This is a genomic window from Vibrio sp. MEBiC08052 (assembly GCF_001506075.1).
Taxonomy (GTDB): Bacteria; Pseudomonadota; Gammaproteobacteria; order Enterobacterales; family Vibrionaceae; genus Vibrio.
Window position 1 is genome coordinate 3411439 of the sequence record NZ_KQ947475.1, and the last position, 22749, is coordinate 3434187.

20 protein-coding genes are annotated in these 22749 nt (G+C 46.1%); 14 read left to right on the plus strand and 6 right to left on the minus strand.

The annotated features are described in order from the left end of the window. Window positions 1-21: 21 nt before the first annotated feature. Window positions 22-852, minus strand: coding sequence for a tetratricopeptide repeat protein (locus VRK_RS14680; protein ID WP_443083478.1), 831 nt, complete (start codon window positions 850-852; stop codon window positions 22-24). Window positions 853-1168: 316 nt separating this feature from the next. Between VRK_RS14680 and proV the strand changes: the two genes are divergently transcribed. The 4 genes from proV (at window position 1169) to VRK_RS14700 (ending at window position 6219) form a co-directional block, all read left to right on the plus strand. Continuing rightward, window positions 1169-2356 (plus strand): glycine betaine/L-proline ABC transporter ATP-binding protein ProV, encoded by a 1188-nt coding sequence (proV, locus tag VRK_RS14685; protein ID WP_059122058.1) that lies wholly within the window; start codon window positions 1169-1171, stop codon window positions 2354-2356. Window positions 2357-2360: 4 nt separating this feature from the next. Then, window positions 2361-3368, plus strand: a complete 1008-nt coding sequence (gene proW / locus VRK_RS14690) for a glycine betaine/L-proline ABC transporter permease ProW (RefSeq protein ID WP_059122059.1) — start codon at window positions 2361-2363, stop codon at window positions 3366-3368. A gap of 186 nt (window positions 3369-3554) precedes the next feature. Further along, window positions 3555-4544, plus strand: coding sequence for a glycine betaine/L-proline ABC transporter substrate-binding protein ProX (gene proX / locus VRK_RS14695; protein ID WP_231735817.1), 990 nt, complete (start codon window positions 3555-3557; stop codon window positions 4542-4544). Window positions 4545-4929: 385 nt separating this feature from the next. Beyond that, the gene (locus VRK_RS14700) at window positions 4930-6219 is read left to right on the plus strand and encodes a magnesium transporter (RefSeq protein WP_443083479.1); all 1290 of its coding nucleotides are present in this window, start codon (window positions 4930-4932) and stop codon (window positions 6217-6219) included. 83 nt (window positions 6220-6302) lie between these two features. Here VRK_RS14700 and VRK_RS14705 read toward each other — a convergent pair whose 3' ends face one another. Beyond that, window positions 6303-7085, minus strand: coding sequence for a transporter substrate-binding domain-containing protein (locus tag VRK_RS14705; protein WP_157371926.1), 783 nt, complete (start codon window positions 7083-7085; stop codon window positions 6303-6305). 58 nt (window positions 7086-7143) lie between these two features. Further along, the gene (locus VRK_RS14710; protein WP_059122063.1) at window positions 7144-8070 is read right to left on the minus strand and encodes a LysR family transcriptional regulator; all 927 of its coding nucleotides are present in this window, start codon (window positions 8068-8070) and stop codon (window positions 7144-7146) included. A gap of 134 nt (window positions 8071-8204) precedes the next feature. Here VRK_RS14710 and VRK_RS14715 point away from each other — a divergent pair, with 134 nt between their 5' ends. From VRK_RS14715 to VRK_RS14730, 4 genes are read left to right on the plus strand one after another with little or no spacing between them, the layout of a single operon-like run. Further along, complete coding sequence (locus VRK_RS14715; protein WP_059122064.1) at window positions 8205-8978, plus strand: 5-oxoprolinase subunit PxpA; 774 nt, start codon at window positions 8205-8207, stop codon at window positions 8976-8978. Between the two features lie 29 nt (window positions 8979-9007). Further along, a complete protein-coding gene (locus tag VRK_RS14720) occupies window positions 9008-9259 on the plus strand; it encodes an acetyl-CoA carboxylase (protein ID WP_059122065.1) in 252 nt (83 codons plus the stop codon). A gap of 57 nt (window positions 9260-9316) precedes the next feature. Beyond that, window positions 9317-10198, plus strand: a complete 882-nt coding sequence (locus VRK_RS14725) for a 5-oxoprolinase subunit B family protein (RefSeq protein WP_059122066.1) — start codon at window positions 9317-9319, stop codon at window positions 10196-10198. After that, window positions 10188-11165 (plus strand): 5-oxoprolinase subunit C family protein, encoded by a 978-nt coding sequence (locus VRK_RS14730; RefSeq protein WP_059122067.1) that lies wholly within the window; start codon window positions 10188-10190, stop codon window positions 11163-11165. The genes VRK_RS14725 and VRK_RS14730 overlap by 11 nt, the downstream gene beginning before the upstream one ends. A 511-nt stretch (window positions 11166-11676) precedes the next feature. Here VRK_RS14730 and VRK_RS14735 read toward each other — a convergent pair. Further along, a complete protein-coding gene (locus tag VRK_RS14735) occupies window positions 11677-12282 on the minus strand; it encodes a DNA-3-methyladenine glycosylase I (RefSeq protein ID WP_059122068.1) in 606 nt (201 codons plus the stop codon). Between the two features lie 390 nt (window positions 12283-12672). Between VRK_RS14735 and VRK_RS14740 the strand changes: the two genes are divergently transcribed. From VRK_RS14740 to VRK_RS14750, 3 genes are read left to right on the plus strand one after another with little or no spacing between them, the layout of a single operon-like run. After that, window positions 12673-13710, plus strand: coding sequence for a hypothetical protein (locus VRK_RS14740; RefSeq protein WP_059122069.1), 1038 nt, complete (start codon window positions 12673-12675; stop codon window positions 13708-13710). Beyond that, window positions 13710-14162: a hypothetical protein gene (locus VRK_RS14745; protein WP_059122070.1), complete on the plus strand. Its 453-nt coding sequence runs from the start codon at window positions 13710-13712 to the stop codon at window positions 14160-14162. The genes VRK_RS14740 and VRK_RS14745 overlap by 1 nt, the downstream gene beginning before the upstream one ends. Before the next feature lie 38 nt (window positions 14163-14200). Next, complete coding sequence (locus VRK_RS14750) at window positions 14201-16330, plus strand: putative bifunctional diguanylate cyclase/phosphodiesterase (protein ID WP_059122071.1); 2130 nt, start codon at window positions 14201-14203, stop codon at window positions 16328-16330. Here VRK_RS14750 and mak read toward each other — a convergent pair. Next, window positions 16321-17238, minus strand: a complete 918-nt coding sequence (gene mak / locus VRK_RS14755; RefSeq protein ID WP_059122072.1) for a fructokinase — start codon at window positions 17236-17238, stop codon at window positions 16321-16323. The two genes, VRK_RS14750 and mak, sit on opposite strands and share 10 nt — an antisense overlap. 133 nt (window positions 17239-17371) lie before the next feature. Here mak and VRK_RS14760 point away from each other — a divergent pair, with 133 nt between their 5' ends. Beyond that, window positions 17372-17728: a diacylglycerol kinase gene (locus tag VRK_RS14760; RefSeq protein ID WP_059122073.1), complete on the plus strand. Its 357-nt coding sequence runs from the start codon at window positions 17372-17374 to the stop codon at window positions 17726-17728. Then, window positions 17725-19446: a phosphoethanolamine transferase gene (locus VRK_RS14765; protein WP_059122074.1), complete on the plus strand. Its 1722-nt coding sequence runs from the start codon at window positions 17725-17727 to the stop codon at window positions 19444-19446. The genes VRK_RS14760 and VRK_RS14765 overlap by 4 nt, the downstream gene beginning before the upstream one ends. A gap of 91 nt (window positions 19447-19537) precedes the next feature. Here VRK_RS14765 and VRK_RS14770 read toward each other — a convergent pair whose 3' ends face one another. Then, window positions 19538-21253: a phospho-sugar mutase gene (locus VRK_RS14770; protein ID WP_059122075.1), complete on the minus strand. Its 1716-nt coding sequence runs from the start codon at window positions 21251-21253 to the stop codon at window positions 19538-19540. 352 nt (window positions 21254-21605) lie between these two features. On the opposite strand from VRK_RS14770, the gene aroG reads away from it, so the two are divergent. Next, complete coding sequence (aroG, locus tag VRK_RS14775) at window positions 21606-22673, plus strand: 3-deoxy-7-phosphoheptulonate synthase AroG (protein ID WP_059122076.1); 1068 nt, start codon at window positions 21606-21608, stop codon at window positions 22671-22673. Window positions 22674-22749 lie beyond the last annotated feature (76 nt).

Below are 22749 nucleotides of genomic sequence, written 5' to 3' on the forward strand. Positions count from 1 at the left end.
CGTCATGATTGGTTCACGCAACTACTCCTGAGAGGGGGCAATCAATAAGTTATCAAACGTCTTATGGCCGTGCAGTCCTTCAAAGTCTGACTCTTCAGCAATGAATTCCCGGAGTGACGGGCTGAGATCGACGGCGAGCTGCAGATCGATAATCGCTTGTTCTTCAGCGCCCAGACGCGCGTAGGCACAGGCCCTTTGATACAGTGCCGGACCATTGGTTTCATCAAGTTCAAGCACTCGATTGCATAAACTCATCGCCCAGTGATATTCTTTCATTTCCATCACTGCGTCAGCTTTATAGGTCAACGCTTCTAAATCTCCCGGGCGGATTTTCAGAATTTCATCATAAACTTCCACACGTTGTTCCGGTGTTTGCACACTCTGCGCTCTGAGCCACAAGTTGTGAATCTCATTGATAATCTCAATCTCACGATTATTATCAGTGATGATCCGCGTTTTACGCTTTAAATCACGCTCTAAGGCGAGAAACTTTTTCTCATAATCTTGCGCGATTTTATTTAAGCGCCTATCGGCCAGCTCACTCGTCTTGGTCTTCACCTCTTTTAATGAATGCCAACCAAATAAAGCGATCAATGACGCCGCAGCAGCAATGATGTAAAAGAAATAAGTGACCGTGACATTGGCATAATTCATTGATTTATCGGCGACGCTCAACTCCCGATCTGTCATCTGGATGGTCAGACGACGTTCTAGATCCTGCTGATCTTGTCGCAATGATTTCAGTTCATCGAGGATATAGCGCTCGATGAGCGGGCGATCCAAGATATCAGTTTGTGAGTATTTCTGTTCCGGCTCTGCAACGGCAGTTTTCAGAAAAAGAGACAGTATCATTGCAACCATCAGTATAATTTTTAACACGGCAGACCCCTTCTTTTGAATACCACTTCTGTTTTACACAACAAGTGTTCCTCCATTGTCTAATGAAATACAGTACGAAACAATCCCGCAATAGGTAAAAAATAATTTATTTGTGTACAAACAAAATCACAAAAACATTAAAAATAACAAAAATATATATCCATTAATAATCAATAAATTACAAACAATAAAAATGCACAGATCACAGAAATGCTTGATTTATATCCAAATAATGCTTAGAGTACAAAACATAGTGTCGTTAATTTAAAAACAACGTAGGTCGTGATGAATGGAAGCTATATTAGAAGTAAAACAGCTTTACAAAATATTCGGAGAGTCCGTTGATACAGCTTTTCCCTTAATGGAAAAAGGGCTGGATAAAGATCAGATTTTTGAAAAAACAGGCCTCACTGTCGGTGTCAAAAATGTTTCTCTCTCAATTCAAGAAGGCGAAATCTTCGTCATCATGGGGCTTTCCGGCTCTGGCAAATCAACACTAGTCCGTTTATTAAATCGGTTAATCGAGCCAACCCAAGGCAGCGTCTTGCTCAAGGGCAGAGATATTGCACGTATCTCCGCTCAGGATCTCCGTGAGGTACGGCGCAAACAAATTTCGATGGTTTTTCAGAACTTTGCGCTGATGCCGCACATGACGGTCATTGACAATACTGCTTTTGGCTTAGAGCTGGCGGGGATCGATAAACCAACCCGATACCAACGCGCAAAAGAAGCCTTGTCGCGTGTTGGACTGGAAGCGTATGGAGACTCTTATCCGGATGAACTTTCTGGCGGGATGAAGCAACGGGTCGGACTTGCCCGGGCACTCACCAACGATCCTGACATTCTCTTAATGGACGAAGCATTTTCAGCACTTGACCCGCTGATTCGTACCGAGATGCAAGATGAGCTGATCCGGCTACAAAACGATGATAAACGCACGATTGTCTTTATCTCTCATGATTTGGATGAAGCGATGCGTATCGGTGATCGGATTGCCATTATGCAGGATGGTGAAGTCGTCCAGGTCGGTACCCCGGATGACATTTTACACAACCCTGCCAATGACTATGTCAGCTCTTTCTTCCGTGGGGTAAATGTTGCAAACATTCTCACTGCTAAAGATATTGCCCGTAGAAAAACTGCAACGGTTCTGAAAAAGCATGACAACGACGGACCGGCAGCAGCGCTGCAACTGTTACTCGATAATGATAAAGAGTTCGGGATTGTGGTTGACCGCGGCAATACCTATGCAGGTGTCGTTTCTCTCGACTCGCTGAAAGAAGCTCAGAAGCAGCGGAGTTCTCTCAACAGCGCTCTCTTACAAGACGCCATACATGTTCATGCCGATACGCCAATCAGTGAATTGATCGGTCAGGTTGCGACCATTCCTTACGCACTTCCCGTGGTCGATGACGAAAATCGCTATTTGGGTGTTATCAGTAAATCCCGATTACTTCAGACTTTAGACAGAGAATAATATTATGGCAATGGAATCCACACAAAACGTTGATCCTTGGGCGACAAGCACCACAGCGAATAGTGACTGGTTAAATGCCAGCACACCACCACCAGAGACCTTTCATTGGTTACATCCATTTAAAGATGCACTGATCCCATTTGATCAGTGGGTAGAAACTGCACTTAACTGGCTCGTGGTACATGGCCGCCCGTTGTTTCAGGCGATTCGCATTCCGATCGATCTGATCCTCAGCTCATTTCAGACTGCATTAGTCGCCACACCGTCACCAATTATGTTAGCGGTGCTGTTTCTGCTGGCCTGGCAAATGGCAGGACTGCGCATGGGGATCGTTTCACTGATTTCATTAATTGTGATCGGCCTGATCGGCGCTTGGAATGGTGCCATGGTTACCTTGGCGTTAGTGATGACCTCGGTCTTTTTCTGCTTACTGATAGGACTGCCGCTCGGTATTTGGCTGGCCCGAAATCAGATAGCTGCGAAAGTGATTCGGCCCATACTGGATGCCATGCAGACCACTCCAGCCTTCGTGTATCTGGTACCGATTGTCATGTTGTTCGGGATCGGCAATGTTCCCGGGGTTGTCGTAACCATTATTTTTGCCCTGCCGCCCATTGTGCGACTGACCATTCTCGGCATCCAACAAGTACCAGAAGATTTGATCGAGGCAGGCCATGCCTTCGGTGCAAGCCCGAAACAAATGTTGTACCGAATTCAGCTTCCTCTGGCGACGCCATGCATCATGGCGGGTGTGAACCAAACACTTATGCTCTCGCTGTCTATGGTGGTCATCGCGTCAATGATCGCCGTCGGTGGACTGGGACAAACCGTATTACGTGGTATCGGCCGACTCGATATGGGCATGGCAGCCGTCGGTGGGATGGGGATCGTGATTCTTGCCATTTTGCTGGATCGTATCACTCAAGCGATCGGTGCAACAACCCGGGATAACAAGAGTCGCTGGTATCACGCTGGCCCTGCCGGTTTCATTTGGCGCCTGATGGCGAAATAAGCAACATCATCACAGAAAATACAGCCAATCAGTCACAGGACACCAACACACCTGTGTCTGCTTGGCGACAATAGAACCGTATCTTCAGAATGAAGTGTATCCAGTGGTTCTTTTCCTTAAGACCCGAATTCGGGCATTGATAAGCTCACCTACATAAGGAAATCAGATATGAAATATACACGGAGAATGTTGATCACTGCCGGCATGGTATTATCAACGTGTCAGACCTCACTGGCTTTTGCCGATGATTTACCCGGCAAAGGCATCACCGTTCAACCGGTTCAGTCAACCGTCGCAGAGGAAACCTTTCAGACCCTGATCGTCAATAAAGCGATGGAAGCGTTAGGTTACACTGTTTTACCGACCAAAGAAGTTGATTACAACGTTGGCTATACCTCGATTGCCAAAGGCGACGCAACGTATCTTGCCGTCGGTTGGTTCCCGCTCCATAGCAACAAATATGAAAAAGCGGGAGGTGATGATGCCTTCTATGTTGCCGGAGACTACATTTCAGGTGCAGCACAAGGGTATCTCATTGATAAGAAAACCTCAGAGAAATATGGCATTACCAATATTGCGCAACTGAAAGATCCGAAACTGGCCAAATTGTTCGATACCAATGATGATGGTAAGGCGGATCTAACCGGGTGTAATCCCGGCTGGGGATGTGAAAGTGTGGTTGAACACCAGTTGGATGCGTTCGGTTTACGTCCAACGGTGATGCACAATCAGGGTAAATATTCAGCATTGATTGCCGACACGATTGCCCGTTACCACAAAGGCCAACCGATTTTGTATTACACATGGACTCCATATTGGGTCAGTGGCGTATTAGTTCCGGGAAAAGATGTAGTCTGGCTTGAAGTACCATTCTCGGCACTGCCCGGTAATCGGAAGAACATTGATACCAGCCTCCCCAATGGCAAAAATTATGGTTTCGAGATGAACTCGATGAAAATTGTTGCGAACAAGAAGTTTGCGCAAGATAACCCGGCCGCAGCGAAATTATTCTCGCTCATGAAGCTGAAGATCAACGACGTGAGTGCGGAAAACATGATGATGAGTCAGGGGAAAAATAGTACGGCAGATATTGAAGCACATGCCAATGGCTGGATCAAAGCGCACCAGAAATTATTTAACTCTTGGATCTCGCAAGCAAAAGCGGCTGCGAAATAACCGTTAGATAGAGCAGTTATTTAAAAATTGCTCGTGTATTGTAACGATACATTCCAACCCTCGATTGGCCATTATCAATGACCTTTCGGGGTTTTTTAAATTGATTCTCCCAGAATCTCTGTACTTCTCTTTGATTTTTGTTCCTGCTGTTTTTATTCTTGAGTATCATAGACATCCAAGTAACCGTAAGATGCAGGATTCAGCGTCTCTTTAAGACCACACATACCGGAAGCGTTCTGCCTCAATGGACATCCCATAGCAACATGCTCCGATGTAGATCTTTTTTGATGCAATATGGTGTTCTGAATGCATTCTCGGAGTGAAAAAATTGAGCGATCAAAAAGATTTATCCCTATTTATTGAATCACTGACACAAACCGATGATATTGACCAGTCGAAGCAACTGACTTCATATCTGAATCAGGGTATGGATTCGGATACTGTCGCTCGTTTACTTGAGGCATTAAAAGTCGAACAACGGGTCAAGCTCTGGCGAGCTTTGCCACTTGAATTTCATATTCCGGTTCTGACTGAGATGCGCTCAGAAGCACGGATTTCAGTCATTCAGAGTCTGACACCGACTGAGCTGAAATTAATCCTAACGAAGCTGGATAACCTGTCGCTGCTGGAATGGGAAGACTCCCTGCCTGACGAAATCATCAGTGAAGCACTGCGATTAATCAGCCGGGATGAATTGGAGCTTTATGACCAAGCCAATCAGTATGATGACAACCAGCTTGGTCACTGGGCAGACCGTAAAGTGTTTACTTTGCCGTTCAATATTCGGGTCAGCCGTGCCAGAGTCTTGTTGGATAAATATCAGGATGGTCCAACACCTTATATTTATCTGATCAATAAGGACAAAAAATTCCGAGGCCTGATCAGTTCCGCTGATTTACTGACCGCGGAACCTTCAGCGCCGCTAAGTTCACTGAATAAAACCAATCTCACACCACTCAAAGCAACCTCACCGCTTTCAGAAGCCGTCAGTGCGCTTGAGCATTCGGAATATCCGACCCTACCCGTACTGGGTGATTACGGAATCTTGATCGGTGCGGTTGACTGGCAGTTTACGCTTAGTGTTCAACGAGAAATTTACGAAGCCCGTCTGACGGCCGGGACCGGTATTCACGAAGGTGATGACTTGTTCGCCCCCGTTTTCAAAGGGGCACAAAAACGGGGTGTATGGCTCGGTATTAATCTGATGACCGCGATTTTGGCTTCTATCACGATTGGACTCTTTGAAAATGTCATCGCTCAGGTTGTTGCACTGGCCGTTTTGATGCCAATTGTTGCCTCTATGGGCGGAATTGCCGGCAGTCAAACCCTCACTTTAATGGTGCGGGCGATGGCTTTAAACCAGATCACGTCGGGCAACCGTTGGACTTTCCTGAAAAATGAATTGGGGATTGGTGCATTTAACGGCCTGTTCTGGGCATTGATTATCGGTGCGATCACTGGCCTGTGGTATCAATCACCGGCACTGGGAATGACTATCGCTTTCGCCATTGTCGTCAATATTGCAACGGCTGGATTGTTTGGGGTTTTAATCCCGATACTGCTAGATAAATTCAAGCTGGATCCTGCGCTGGCAGGCTCCGTAATTCTGACAACCGTCACCGATGTCGTCGGCTTTTTTGCTTTTCTGGGGACTGCTGGCGCGATTTTACTCTAAGAGGCAGTATTCTTATTCTCTCGGGGAGCATTGACCCGACGAGATCGGTTACGCTGAGAGATCATTGACACAGAATGGCTATCCTACACAGAACGGCTGTCAGGTGCGTTGAGCTCAAAAGGTTGGTGCAATCCATGCTTGACCATCAACTGTCGCTCGATACCTTTTAGTTTGATGTCATCCAGAATCAGATTAACCATATTAAGCAACCGCTGCTGCCCGAGGGGCAGCAGATAACTGAATTGATGTGGTCCCGACTGCGCCAATTCCCGAATTGCAATCAATGGTGACTCGGTCATCTGATAAAACTGCGCCGATGGTGTTTCGGTCATCATCACATCGATCTGCCCGGCGTATACCGCCAGTGGCATATTCAAATAGTTCTCAAAAGGCACAATGGTTGCTGCCGGAAAATGCTGTTCAGCCAACGTTTGGTAGATTTGACCAACATGCACACCAATTTTCACCTCGGGACGGTTGATCTGCTCAAAACGGCCGAAGCGTGGTTGGTTGTCCGCCGTGACCATCAACACGTGACGGAAGGTCAGATAACCTTGCGTCTGTTCAACATCATACTGACCGGAGACTGAGCGAGGAATGCCGCCCATCGCGATATCAAACTGGCCTGAATACAACCCGGAGACCAGAGCCTGCCGTTCAGTCAACACCCACTCAACCTTAACTCCCAACTGCTCTGCCAAATAAGAAGCAATATCAATGTCGTAACCGGAAAACATGTCGCCATCAAAGTATGATAGCGAGTGATAATCTCCCGGTGTGCCGATCCGCAAGCAACCCCGTTTTCGAATATACGCTAATTGATCTGTCTGAGTAATGAAACGCAGACAACCGGCAATCAATATCATCAATTCAACCACTTATTTGTTTGATGGACTCAACTGACCTGATCACACATCAGGACTTTTATAACACCGTATTTCTCATCATATTCTGCTGCGGTGTAAGGTAGGCTTGCTGCAAATAACCCCGAATAGCAAGCATCGCTTGTGTAAAAGCTTTACCGCGCTTCCAAGCTAAGCCCACACTCATTGGATCAATCACATCATCCAGAGAACGCGTTTCAATCCGTCGCCCTTCTAAAGACCACGGCCTGTAAACGAGATCAGAAAGGATTGCCACCCCCAATCCGTTCGCAACCATACTTCGGACCGATTCAACTGAGCTGGTACGAAGTATCACATTAGGTTGTAACGACTTGCGATTCCAGTAACGCATGGCACTCACATCAGCTTCGTCCACCGTCAACATGATAAACGGTTCTTTTTCAATATCTTCCAAAGCCAATGTTTTCTTTTGACTCAATGCATGGTGACTGGGTATCCAGAGCCTGCGTTCAGAGCTGAATAATTTTTCAGAAACAACGCCTGACGCTATTAAGTTATCCGTTAATACAATCGCCATGTCAATTGAACCATCTAATAATTTATCTTCAATTTCCATACGTTCAAACTCGTACAAATCGATTGAGATATTGGGATACCACTGTTTCAGCCGCTGTAAGTGGTAAGGCAACAGATACCCCAGTGCCGTATATGTAGCCGCCAACCGAACTGAACCGATTGCTTCTTCATCCGTATGTGGAATATTCAGCGCTTCATCGACACTTCTCAGTACCTGATAAGCATTATTCAAAAAGTGACGCCCCTGATCCGTCAGGGTCACGCCATGAGTGCTACGCACAAATAGATTCACCCCAAGTAATGATTCCAATTCTCGGATTGCAGTTGTCACCGCCGATTGTGAGATATTCAACTGAATTGCAGCCTGAGAAACCTGCCCAAGTTCAGCTGCTGCAACAAAATATTTCAATTGCCGAATCGTCATTGACATATGTTGATTTCTCAAGGTATCTGATTTTTAGATACTACAATATCTAAAAATAAATCTTTTTTACAGTACGCAAAAAATTATATATTGAATGCGTTGCATAAAAATATAAATATAAATAATGGTGGAAGAAAGCGATGGTATCCGTTGATGTAAACTCTGATATCGGAGAAGGATTTGGGCATTGGTATGTGGGTGATAACGCAGACGCACAAATTATACCGCTCATCAGTTCTGCCAATATTGCAACCGGGTTTCATGCGGGTGATCCGTCCACAATGTATACAACCGTAGAACTTGCCAGAAAACATGGTGTTTCGGTCGGAGCTCATCCCGGGTATCGCGATCTACTCGGTTTCGGTCGTCGTCATATTCATACTTCGGCGCACGAACTGATTCACGATATCATTTATCAAGTCGGAGCTTTGAGAGAGATTGCATCCGTTCACGAAGTCACTTTACAGCATATCAAACCACACGGTGCACTATATATGCATCTGGCAAACGACCACGAAGCGGCTAACTTATTCATTAATCAGATCCATCGTTTTGCACCAGAACTTATTTTATATGTGATGCATGGCTCGCAGCTTCATCAGCTTGCGTTAGACAAAGGCCACCCGGTCATCTGTGAATTTTATGCCGATCGGGAGTACGACCAGAGTGGTTCAATTGTCTTTACCCGAAAAACCGGAGCGTTGAACCTGAGTCAGATTGCCCAAAAAATCCTCACAGCGTGTCGCGAAAATAAAGTAACGACCATTGATAATCAGGAGATTTCTGTACAATTCGACTCAATCTGTATTCATAGCGATTCTCCGGGGGCGTTGGCAGTTGTCCAAACCGTCAGACAAACGCTGGAGCAGGCCGGTATTTCGATTCAGGCACCAAACTGTATGAATAATAGTTAAAATGCATATCACTAAGATTGAGGTAAAGCATGACAAGGACACATCAAATCATCTCTCCGCTACCTGGTATTTTTTATCGGCGTCCGGCGCCTGACGTAGCGGAATTTGTCGCGGAAGGAAGTGAAGTTCACTGTGGTGAGGTGATTGGATTGATTGAAGTCATGAAACAATTTTCGGAAGTCACTGCCGATGTCGATGGCATTCTGAAATCGTTTCATATTGAGAACGAAGATTTTATTGAGCCCGGCCAAGTGATTGCCAGTATTGAAGCCCCAAAATAACTATGATGTAACACCGTCGGGAGTATTCATACCGACAAGAGGAAGGAGAATTAGGACATGTCTGAACAATCAATCCGGTACTCTTTCGGGGGTGATGAACATCTGTTTGCAGAGATCTCCGAGTCCATGTCTCTGCCGGCGTTTTTCCGTGGGCTGGAGATGACCAATCGTTTAAAAGCGATGAATTTATCAGGCATTTTAGATATTTGTCTTGCCAACGCATCATTTCAGATTCGGTTTAACCCAGACCAGATATCACCACAAACATTGTTGAACCAAGTCAAATCACTCGAAAGTGCTCGTAGCACGACACATTGCCTCAACACTCGGATTATTGAGATTCCGGTTTATTACAATGACCCTTGGACACATGAAACACTGATGCGTTTTCGGGATAGGCATCAATCGCCCGAACAAACCGATTTAGAATACGCTGCTAGTTTAAACGGGTACGGCAACATTGAAGACTTTATTCGTGCACATAGCCACTCCCCCTGGTTTGTCTCGATGGTTGGATTTGTTGCCGGCCTCCCCTTTATGTTTCAAATGGTCGAGCAAGAACAACAACTTGAAGTACCGAAATATCTGACCCCCAGAACAGACACCCCCAAACAGACTGTCGGTCACGGTGGATGCTTTGGCTGCATCTATTCCGTCAAAGGTGCTGGTGGCTATCAGATGTTTGGGATGACACCCGTTCCGATCTACGACCCTCAGCAATCGATGCCCCACATGCAGGACTCAATTGTCTTTTTCCGTGCTGGCGACATCGTGAAATTCCGTCCGATTGATCAGTTGGAATACCAACAAATCACTCAGGCGGTCGAGTCAGGGACTTATGTACTCCATACCCGACCATTCAGATTCGACTTACAGCAATACCTTGCGGATCCGGAAGGCTACAAAAGTCGCATTATGGAGGCGCTTTATGTCAATTAAAGTTATCAAACCCGGCCTCAATACGACCATACAAGATGGTGGACGCGAAGGCTATTACCATCTGGGCATTCCTCCCTCGGGCGCACTAGATCAGTTCTCGATGAAAGCAGCCAATTTATTGGTTGGAAATAAGGCAACGGCAGCCGTTCTCGAATGTACACTTTTGGGGCCAGAACTGGAATTTCTCAGCACAACGCTGATCGCCGTATGTGGGGCAGAGATGTCACCGATGCTCGATGGCGAAGTGATGCCGATGAATACGACCCTCAAGGTACAGGCGGGACAAAAACTCAGTTTTGGCTATCCCCTGAAAGGCGCTCGGGTTTATCTGGCCGTTGCCGGAGGCTTCAATCTAGAGCCAACCTTAGGCAGCCGTTCAACCTATGTGTTGGGTGGACTGGGCGGCATGAAAGGACGAACAATACAAAAAGATGACCTGCTGACGATCGGTTCCCCCACCGAGAAGGTCAGCAAAGGTCGCACGATTCCCAAACGTTTCCTACGCACGATTCATAAGGAAACAACCATTCGGGTCGTAGAGGGGCTCTATGCTCACCGCCTGACACCATCAAGTCTCCGCCGTTTTTATCGAGACGAATGGCTGGTCGGTAGCGAGGCTGACCGCATTGGTTATCGCTTTAAAGGGGGGCATTCGCTTGAATTCAAACCAAGAATTCAGCCGTTTGGTGCCGGTTCTGATCCGTCAAATATTGTCGATGCCTGCTATCCGATCGGTTCTATTCAAGTCCCGGCAGGTAAAGAACCGATTGTGCTCCTTCGAGATGCCGTTTCAGGCGGCGGTTATGCCACGATTGGGACCGTCATCAGCTCAGACCTTGATCTGATCGGTCAAATGCAGCCCAATTACAAAGCTCAGTTTGAGTCGATTACAATCGAAGCGGCGCTACAAATCAGAGCAGAAAAAAATCTGCAATTACAGCAACTCTACGAACATCTGATGCTGTAATATCGGTGGCGTCATCAATATCGAATGAAATAAAAAAAGGCCATGCTCGTTGTATGACAAGTCATGGTCTTTCTTTGTGCCGACTACTGATATTTTTTATCATCGAACCTAATAACAGTCTCTATCCTGACACTGTGTTTTGGAGCCCTGTCAAACGTGTCAATCTTAGCGGTTGATACGGAAGTAAAGCATAAACAAGACACCAGTGCATAACATGACCAATCCAACTTCGATAACCATCCTGCTTTCTCCATTCGATCAAATCATTACTGCATCATCTGCAATAATGAACATAGATGAATATAACTTTATTATAATTGTAATGATATAAATCACTATAAAGTGATTACTTAATTTTATAGAACTCAGCGTCTCTGTTGTCAAAATGAATGGATGAGTTCCACCGTGGAAATGGCAATTGTCTCATTTATGAGAATATTTACACCAATATCTGATCCAAATTATGTTTATAAGCAAGCATGTAAAACATATGGTTATGTAGTGATGGAAGCTATGGCCGTTGAAAACCGGCTCGAACCTGTGCAACTTTTTCCCGAATCACACAGCCTTTTTCGTGATCATTGACCAGTCCCATTGCCTGTAAAAATGCATACACCGTCGTTGGCCCGACAAACTTCCATCCCATCTTTTTCAGTTGCTTCGACAAAGCCACTGATTCTGGTGAAGTTGATACCGATTGCGGTTCTGGTAACGTGGCAGGATCGGGCTCATAACGCCAGAAAAAAGCCGCCAGAGACCCTTCCCGAGCCACTAGTTCCTGCGCTCGTTTTGCATTGTTAATAACCGCTTCAATTTTTCCGCGATGCCGGATGATGCTTGCGTCCTGTAACAAACGCTCGATATCCTGCTCTGTAAACTGAGCCATTTGGTTAAAATCAAAATTCAGAAAAGCCCGACGAAAATTCTCTCGTTTTGCCAGAATCGTTCGCCAACTCAAACCAGACTGAAAGCTTTCCAGACATATTTTTTCAAAGAGGGTCCGGTCATCATCAACCGGAAATCCCCATTCATGATCATGGTAGTCAAGAAAATCAGTAGTCGTGCTACACCACTGGCATCGTTTCTGTCCATCAGGACCAATATATTCATTACTCATATTTTTCTCTCAAACACATCAACTAAACCAATAATAAATGAAAAAAATGTTCATAAGAGACATAATCTTTCATCTTCGAACCAATTAGATATATTATGTGAAACTTAAGCAAATCTATTCAAAATCTAAATAGACTTCTTAGAAATAAATAAGTTACAATTTATTAACAACTTGGATGGTGAGCGCCGTCGCAGACTCAAGATGATGTTGTCTTTTTTTAATATAAGATATCGTAGAAAATATCAGGAAATATCTCAAATAGCCTGTTTCTTTACTTTATTTCTGACTTTACTCCCCCATAAAGGATACGCGAATCCTGATGATCGTTTTTCCCTTTCTGGATTTGGACGGATAACAGCAGGTTATTTGACGACCTCTCAGGCAACATATATGGGGCATTCAGACCGCGTCTCTCTGAAGCCTGAGACACTACTCGGTTTGCAAACATCCTATCGCTTCAATTCAGTCTTTAGCACAACGGTTCAGGGCATTGTACGAACACAGCGTTCCGCAAACGAGGAGCTGATTAACTGGGCGTACTTTTCTTATCAGCCCGGTGACAATCTCCTGTTGAAAGTTGGCCGGTTACAAACTCCCTTTTTCGCACTAAGTGATGTCCTTGATGTCGGTTATGCCTATCCTTGGCTCTCGGCACCGCAGCAGATCTATAAAAGTTGGCTATTCCCGACATATCACGGTATCGATTTGGCATGGGGTCATGCAAGCGACAATATCGACGCTTCTCTCGAAGCTTATTTAGGACGTTACTCCGGTACACATGACACCAATTTCGGGGCGACTGAATACGATGTCAAAATCTTTGGTGGATTGATTGCGCGGATTGACATCGATGACCTGACACTACGAATTTCTCATCACCACGGACAAGTAAACCTAGATAAAGCAGAGCTGAATCAACTGCAAGCATCACTAGAAAACGCCGGTTATATAAAAACCGCAGAGGCACTGAATCAGAGGCACTGGATCGATCTTGAAGAGGCAGCGATAACATATGAAACCATCGATTACTTTTTGCGTGCTGAGTGGTCCATGATGAATCCTCGGCAAGTTTATTTGATTAAAGACATTCAGAATTATTATCTTTCCGTCGGCTACAATATCCAGCCACTAACGTTTTATGTCACATTTGCGCAAAGCCATGTCAGATATCAATCGTATCCCGATGAAGTACCGATATCTGAAAGTGATTTGTATCAAACCGTCAGCGCACTGAAATCCAGAAGTCAGGATAATTTAACCACATGGACTTTTGGTACTCGGTGGGATGTCCACCCCAAAATCGCACTCAAAGCAGAAGTTACCTTTTTAGATGGCAAACCGGGAGAAAACGCTTTTTTTGATTCGATTCAGAATGATTTCAACAGAAATGCAGATCTCTATAGAGTCAGCCTAGAGTGGGTGTTCTGATGAGAAGTGCGCCGCAGCGACATCGCTTCTATCACATATTTAGCTTTTGGCTGGTACTGAACTTATTGATTTTATGTCCCCTCAGTTATGCCAAACCACAACCGGATATTCTTGTCATCGCCAATACGGCATCACACCTGCCAGCACTAACACATCATGAAATCAGACAAATATACATGGGAGGGACACTCAGCCGTAAATATCAGGCAGTTGCTTTAACGGTTGGCAACCCCACTCGAATACTGTTCAATACCAAAGTGATTGGTTTAACCGAAAGTCGGATTCAATCCTACTGGGCACAATTACTGTTTACGGGGCGAAGTCACCCACCACTCGAACTCTCGTCGGCAAAGGAATTGCTGAACTATGTTACAAAAACCAATAACGCGATCGGCTATGTACCGGCACAGTTGGAGCTCCCTCACGATGTCATTGTGGTTTATCAAAAATAACGATTGGCTAGAACACAACCAAAAACAGGACTGACTTGATGTTATCAGGGATTCATAAAAAACTGGGTATCCGGGGAAAATTTCTCTTCATCAGTACACTGTCGATTGCACTTTGTGCGCTATCGGTTTTTATGGTCTCTCTCAAAGAATACGAAGCCATCTACATTCATTCGGTTAAAAACAACCTTGAAGCTTTAATCGCAAATGTTGCCGACGATCTGCTCTTCACTTTTTCAGAAGAACCGGACAGTTTTATTCTGAAAAATAAACTCCTCTCTTTCGAAAGATATGATCACATCCTCTATGCCGATGTTTATGACGCGAACTGGAACCTACTTGAGCGTTACACCAAAACATCAGCCAAGCCGATTCATATCATTGATAACCCTCACTATCAGTCGCTCATTGCCCAAAAAGCACCATTTCCTGTAACACATATTGATGATTTTCTGGTAAGTATGGACACCATTGGCAATCCGAATTTTCCGGTTGGCTATCTGGAAGTCATCCACGATTTCAAACAGCCAATTGCCAATAGCCGTCACGATCTACTCATCAAAGCAATTCCTCTGGTATTACTGATTCTCATCATTTCTCTGGTCATTTCTTGGTATATGTTCCAGCACATTGTCACCCCTTTGATCCGCCTCTCTGCGTTTACCCGACAGGTCAAACACTCCAGAAATTATACGCTCCGGCATTCCACTGAAGGTGTCAATGAAGTGTTACACCTGAGCCAAGATATCAATTCAATGCTGGAAACCATCAATCAGGAACATCAACTGAATCAGGAACAGAACAAAAAGCTTCTCCAACAACAAGTCTCAATGTTTCACCTCGCCAACTACGATCATCTAACCGATTTGCCAAATCGACGGTATGTGATGGAAACACTGAAGCAATATCTACTCAGTGCACAACGGCATCACATCGATATGGCGATTTTTTTTCTCAATGTTGACCGTTTTAAAGATATTAACGATTTGATGGGACACACGATTGGCGATGACCTGTTACGTCATTTGAGTCAGATCATTGCGAGGAGTCTCCGGTCAAATGACACGCTCGCCCGCCTCGGTGGTGATGACTTTCTGGTGGTGTTGCCCGATCTACCGGACTCAAGTATCGCCAAACAAGTTGCACAAACGATTATCGACCAACTGAAGACACCGATTACCATCGGCCAGTGGGAAATCCAGACCAGTGTCAGTATTGGTATTGCCATGGCCAAAGCGTCCGATTTCGACATTGATACCCTGATTTCTAACGCTGATATTGCGATGTCTCACAGTAAAAACGTTGGTAAAGGATCATATCGTCTGTTTCAGCCTCAAATGTTACATCAGAAACGGCGTACGTTGCAGATCATCAACCGCATATCGACGGCAATTGACAATGATGAATTCTTTTTGGTGTATCAGCCCAAAGTTTCTCGCCAAGGTGAGGTGATTGGATTTGAGGCGCTCATCCGTTGGAATAGTCTGGATCTGGGCATAATTTCACCGTCGGAGTTTATTCCCATCGCAGAAAATGGTGGCAAAATCAACGAAATCACCAGTTGGATGCTCTGTCAGGCAATCCGGGATCTGGATGAAATTCAGTCAATCTGTACCCATCCGGTCGTCGTCTCCGTCAATATTTCATCGAAAGATTTAATGACAACTCAGTTGGAAAATGTTCTGCATCAGGCTTTAATAACCCATCACCAAGATATTGCCCGGCTTCAGTTCGAGATTACCGAATCCAGTTATCTGGAAAAATTTGATTTGGCGAACCAATTCTTCTCTCGTATTAGAGCGCAGGGAAGCTCAATTGCACTCGACGACTTCGGAACAGGCTATTCATCACTGAGCTATCTGAACCGCATTGATATCGATACATTAAAAATCGACCGTCAGTTTGTCGTGAATTCATTTAACAGCGATAAAGATGCCTCGGTTCTCAATACCATTCTGGCGCTCGCCCAACAGCTCGGATTACACAGCTGTTGTGAAGGTGTGGAAACAGAGAAACACGCCCGTTACCTGATAGAAAAAGGTTGCGATAGTCTGCAAGGGTATTACTTCTCAGCCCCCGTGCCACTGGAAAATTTAGCGCAAGCCGTCCATTCATCGATACAAAACTATTACCGGTTATTCGCCTTACCCGAGTCACACGATCACGATTGATCATCCACAGGCCATAACCATGCTGCCCCCCGGACGCCACTCGAATCGCCATGGACAGCCTGTCGTATCGGTGTCCGGCACTCCCGGCCAAAAATAAACTCGGGCAATAGTCGGGGGACATTGTGGTAAAGACGCTGGATATTGCTCACACCACCGGCAAAGACCACCACATCCGGATCAAGAATGTTGATGTATGCGGCCAGCGATTTTGCCAACCGACGTTCATAATCATCCAACACCTGTCGGGCGAGCTCGTCTCCCTGTGCTGCCAGTGCATCGATCTGACTACCGGTCAATGCCACACCGCTGCGGCTCTGATAGTCATCACACAACCCGGTGCCGGAAACATACTGCTCAATACACCCCGTTCTACCACAGTAACAAGGTCGCTCAGCCACCAAACGACGCTCTGCTTCGTCAGGCCAGGGTAGTGCATTATGTCCCCATTCTCCCCCAATCCCATTGCCACCGATATGTGGCTTTCCATCAATGGTGATCCCGGAACCACATCCCGTCCCTAAAATTAACGCCAAGACAATTCGCTGACCGGTGCCTGCCCCATCCACCGCTTCAGACACCGTCATACAGTTTGCATCATTCGCAATCCTGACTTCTCGCTGTAATCGTTTGCCAAGATCATCCTGCAATGGCTGATCGTTTAACCAAACTGAGTTCGCATTTTTCACCCGGCCGGTATACGGGGAAATCGTCCCCGGAATTCCCACCCCAACCGTGCCGCTCATCCCGGTCTCCGCTTCTGCGGTATGGACCAAATCCACAATCGTTTGCAACGTCTGCGGATATGATCCCCGCGGCGTTGATACGCGTTGACGAAATAACGTTTCGCCATCATCCGCTAATGCAATTACTTCTATTTTGGTGCCGCCTAAATCAATGCCAATACGCATGATGTTTCCTCTGCTTGTTAAAGGTGACGTCTCTTTTATCTTTCTTAAGTAAATCTTAAGGCTTGCTCATTACGATAACCCAATGTTTCAACCACATGTCAGATTTTTACGACCTGATTCATATGAGGATGTTATGAAAGCAAGTCATCAAGGGCTCAAACGGGTCTATTTCGCCACCATTTATTCGATGAAAGGCCTCCGTGCGGTCTGGCTTCATGAAGCTGCCTTTCGTCAGGAGGTGATGGCCTCCATGCCACTGGTCATGCTCACTTTCTGGCTCAACGTCACCTCAAGCGAGCAGATGCTTATGATTGCATCGTTAATCCTGATTTTAATCGCTGAATTATTTAATTCTGCCGTCGAAGCCGTTGTTGACCGAATCAGCGACGAATTCCACGAATTGAGCGGCAGAGCCAAAGACATCGGCTCTGCCGCTGTCTTTATCACCATTTTACTGACTGCTTTTATCTGGACGTGGATTTTAGTATGAAAATCAATCGCACGATGACGTTTTATCCGTTCTCATATACCATCATGACGCTGATCCTTTCAGCTTACTTTGCCGTGTTTCTCAATCTGCCGATTTACGCTGATTTGAAAACCATTTTCAGCAGGCTTGAGACGGTTGATACCGGCTTTATTATCTCGATCCCGATATTTTTCTTCTGCGCCTTAAATATTATCTTTGCGCTGTTTACTTGGCCGAAAATCACCAAGATCTTCTTTTCTATTCTGATCATTACCTCAAGCATCGTCTGTTATGCGAGTTACAATTACGGTGTCATCTTTGATATCGATATGATCCGCAATATCGTAGAAACCAACTCCGGTGAAGCGACCTCATATCTGAGTATGAACTCGATCTTGTGGGTGACGATTCTGGGGATCATTCCAACCATTTCACTGTGGTTGTCACCGATCCGTCCGGAACGCAGCATCCCGCGCTTGCTCGGTAAAAAACTCCTGACGATCAGCGTATCGTTATTGGGGATCATCGTGATTGCCATGTTCTATTATCAGGACTATGCCTCTGTCGGCAGAAACAACAGCTATTTGCGCAAAATGATCATTCCGACCTATTACGTCCACAGTCTCGACCGCTTCATTCGAGAAAATTATCTGACCGCACCGATGGATTATAAACAGATCGGTCTGGACGCGTATCAACCCACGCCAACCGCCGGTAATAGTAAACCGACACTATTTGTTTTTGTGTTAGGAGAAACAGCCAGAAGTCAGAACTATCAGCTCAACGGTTACCCGAGAGAAACCAACCCATATACCAGCCAGTCCGATGTGATTGCCTTTCAACATGTCTCATCATGTGGTACTGCAACTGCGGTGTCTGTCCCTTGTATGTTCTCGCGGCTGAATAAATCTGACTACAATGAAAGAGTCGCACTGCATCAGGACAATGTACTGGACATTCTCAACCGCGCCGGTGTCGATGTGCTCTGGCGAGAAAATGACGGTGCAGATAAGCATGTGCCCGCCCGCCTCCGGGAAGAAAACCTTTCCCGTAGCAGCAGCGATCCATTGTGTAACGGCACAAGCTGTCTCGACATCAAACTGCTTGAAGATTTTCAGGAAAAAGTCGCCTCAATGAAAGGTAACCGTATCATCGTCCTGCACTTGATGGGCAGTCACGGTCCCACCTATTATCAACGCTATCCGAAAGAGTTTGCTGCATTCCAGCCGGACTGCCCGAGAGCTGATATAGAAAACTGTACTCAGGCGCAGTTAATCAACACGTATGACAATACCATCCGCTACACCGATTACGTTGTCGGCCAAACCATCGACCAGTTAAAATCACTGGAAGAGCGCTACAATACTGCCTTGATCTATATGTCTGATCACGGTGAATCGTTAGGTGAAGACGGGGTGTATCTACACGGTTTGCCTTATAGCATAGCCCCGAAATATCAGACCCATGTACCACTGCTGCTCTGGATGTCACCGGGATTTAAACAAACTAAATCTATCAATGAAGCTTGTCTGAAAACGGAGGCTCAGCAAGCCCGGATCTCTCACGACTATCTCTTCGATACGTTGTTGGGTGCACTGGATGTCACGACTCAGGCCTATCGTCCACAACAAGACGTCTTTGCCAAATGCCGTTCATCCAATCCGGCGATGGCAATAGCACAGCTCTCAAACAAATCATCCGATCACCCTGAGCCGCTTGTGTCTGCTGGCGACCAATGAGTACCATCGGACAGCGATCAAAAGATCGATTAAAAAAGAGCAGCGAATGCTGCTCTTTTTCGTTTGCTTGTAATATATCGCGTCAACCGCGTTATTGCAGATGGATCTGGTGTTCGGCAATCAGCATACTCAGTTGTTCATCCGCTCGCTGTTGAGCATCCTGAAACGCTTCATCTGCGGCAATATCTGTCACCAGTTCATAATAACATTTCAGTTTCGGTTCCGTGCCTGAAGGACGAACAATCACTCTGGCTCCACCATCCAATTGATACACCAACACATCACTCACCGGTAAATCGATCGATTCAGTACGTCCGTCAGCCAAATGGCGTTGCGATGTCTTATAATCTTCCGTCACGATAACTTGACGTCCGGCAATCGTCGGCGGCGGATCCGCTCGCAATGCATCACCGATCGGCGGTGTCTCCGGTGATAAGGCGATACTTTTCTGGGCAGTCACATACAGACCGTGCCGACGATAAATCGCTTCTAGCCGATCCCAGACGGTTTGTCCGTCACGCTTGAGTGACGTACACATCTGCACAAACGCAAGCAGGGTTGATAATCCATCTTTATCCCACACTTGTGTGCCGATGGTATAACCCAGCGCTTCTTCATACGCAAACAAGAACGGCAGGTCTTCACGCTGTCGCTGCATGGCAACATTCGTCAGCCATTTAAATCCCGTCAACGTTTTGAAATAAGTCGCACGATAATGCCGGGCAATCTTCTCCAACAAACTGGAAGAAACAATGGTATTACCGACTAGCACTTGTTGTGTGTGTCCTTTATCTAATAGGTAGTCGCCTAACAAGCTGCCGACCTGATCACCGGTCAGCATCCGAAACTCACCTGAAGCATGACGAGCAGCAACCGCAAAGCGATCTGCATCCGGGTCATTGGCACAAGCCAGATCCGCCCCCACTTGTTCCGCCAGTGCAATCACAAGATCCATAGCACCCGGCTCTTCAGGATTCGGAAACTTAACGGTCGGGAAGCGCCCATCCGGTTCACGCTGCTGTACAACACTGTGGACATGTGAGAATCCGGCTTCCCGTAGTAACGCTTCCGCATAAGGAGCCCCGACACCATGCATCGCGGTATAGGCAATCGTAATATCATCCCCGCCGATTTCCTGGACACCTGATTGTAATAATGGGTGCTGATGTACCGCCAACCGATAGGCCGCGTAGTAATCATCACTCAGCCACACGAGACGATGCTCGGCTTCAGCCTCGGTCAGAGAAATCGTGTGCAGCGGCTGCTGAGCAGCCTGCTCAATCGCCTGTGCGATCCCTTGATCATGCGGTGGAATAATTTGCGCACCGTTTTCCCAGTAAACTTTAAATCCGTTATATTCCGGTGGATTATGACTGGCTGTCACCACCACACCGGCAGCCGTATTCAGTTGACGAATCCCATAGGCAACCACCGGCGTTGGCGCAACTTGATCGGTGAGATAAACTTTGATCCCCAATGCAGTCAGTACCGATGCGGTATCATAGGCAAAATCTCTCGAATCCAAGCGGCCGTCATAACCAATAATCACGCCGCGTTCTTTGGCCTGATCGACCTCCTGAATCAGATAGTTACCTAATCCGGTTGCCGTTTCCTGAATGACCAGACGGTTCATTCGGTTAGGACCACAGCCGACCTTGCCACGCAGACCTGCCGTCCCAAAAGCTAAACGACCGTTAAACCGATCTTGCAGTTCTTCCTGATTCCCGGCATCAATCAATGCTTTTAATTCATCTTTTGTTGTCCGATCTGGATCTCTTGCCAGCCAACGGGAAAATTGTTCATTCATGGGGGATACCTTTGCACTATTTTCGTTATCAACAGTGTATGATAGATCACGAATTATTTGTGAGTACGCAATCGATAAATAATAGAAACCCTTCATCGTATTTCAGTCACAATGAGAGATTGAATACAATTTATACCTTTTCAAAACAGCCTTTCAAACGCAAGTGTACACTATTTTTTACGAATGATATTTAATGTAAAGTCAGGTTTAATATTGCATTTATATAAAAAAAATGATTGAAACATAATATTGAACCCGATACCTTACGTAAGTTAAAGCATCTGAGGGCTACGTTGCCTTGACAAACGTTCCCTTGACGGATGTGTCGTGATAAGAGAGGAAGAAGAACCGAATGTTTCAGACTGATGATGTAAAAATAAAACGAATTAAAGAACTCCCCCCGCCGGTAGCGATTCTTGAAAAATTTCCGGCAACTGACGTTGCTTCTTCAACAACATTTAATGCCCGTAAAGCCATTCATCATATTCTGAATGACAAAGATGACCGTCTCCTCGTGATTATCGGACCTTGTTCTATCCATGACCCGGAAGCGGCAATCGAATATGGCAAGCGGCTGAAAACCATGCGTGATGAGTTAGGTGACAATCTGGAAATTGTCATGCGCGTCTACTTTGAAAAACCACGGACGACCGTCGGTTGGAAAGGTCTCATCAATGACCCGTACATGAATGATACCTACAAGATCAATGAAGGTCTGAAAATCGGACGGAAGCTACTGCTGGAGCTGACCAATCTGGGCATGCCGACCGCCAGTGAATTTCTCGACATGATCACACCGCAATATATCGCCGATCTGATCAGTTGGGGCGCTATCGGGGCGAGAACCACTGAATCACAGGTTCACCGTGAGCTGGCTTCTGGTTTGTCGTGTCCGGTCGGGTTTAAAAACGGCACGGATGGCAACATCAAAATTGCAGCGGATGCCATTCGCTCGGCTCGTGCATCTCACCACTTCCTATCTGTGACTAAATTTGGTCATTCTGCGATTGTTGAAACCGCCGGAAACCCAGATTGCCACATCATTTTGCGTGGTGGCAAAGAGCCGAATTACAGTGCCGAACATGTTCAGGATGTCAAAGATAAACTGACCGCAACCGATCTGCCGCAAAAAGTGATGATTGACTTCAGCCATGCGAACAGCAGTAAGCAATACCAACGTCAAATGGTTGTGGCTGAAGACGTTTCAGCACAACTTGCCAATGGTGAAGACCATATCTTCGGCGTAATGATCGAATCGCACTTGGTTGAAGGCCGTCAGGATTTAGTCGATGGACAAGCACTAACTTATGGTCAGTCAATTACGGATGCGTGCATTGGCTGGCAGGATACGGAACAGGTGCTACGTCAGCTTTCTGCAGCAGTTGAAGCCCGGCGCAAAGCAAAAGCGGATCGTGCTTAAGCGAGCAAGACAGCATCCCGGCTCGATTCAAAACCCCCCGCCTGCAAGCGGGGGGTTTTTATGATCATCTCGGGCA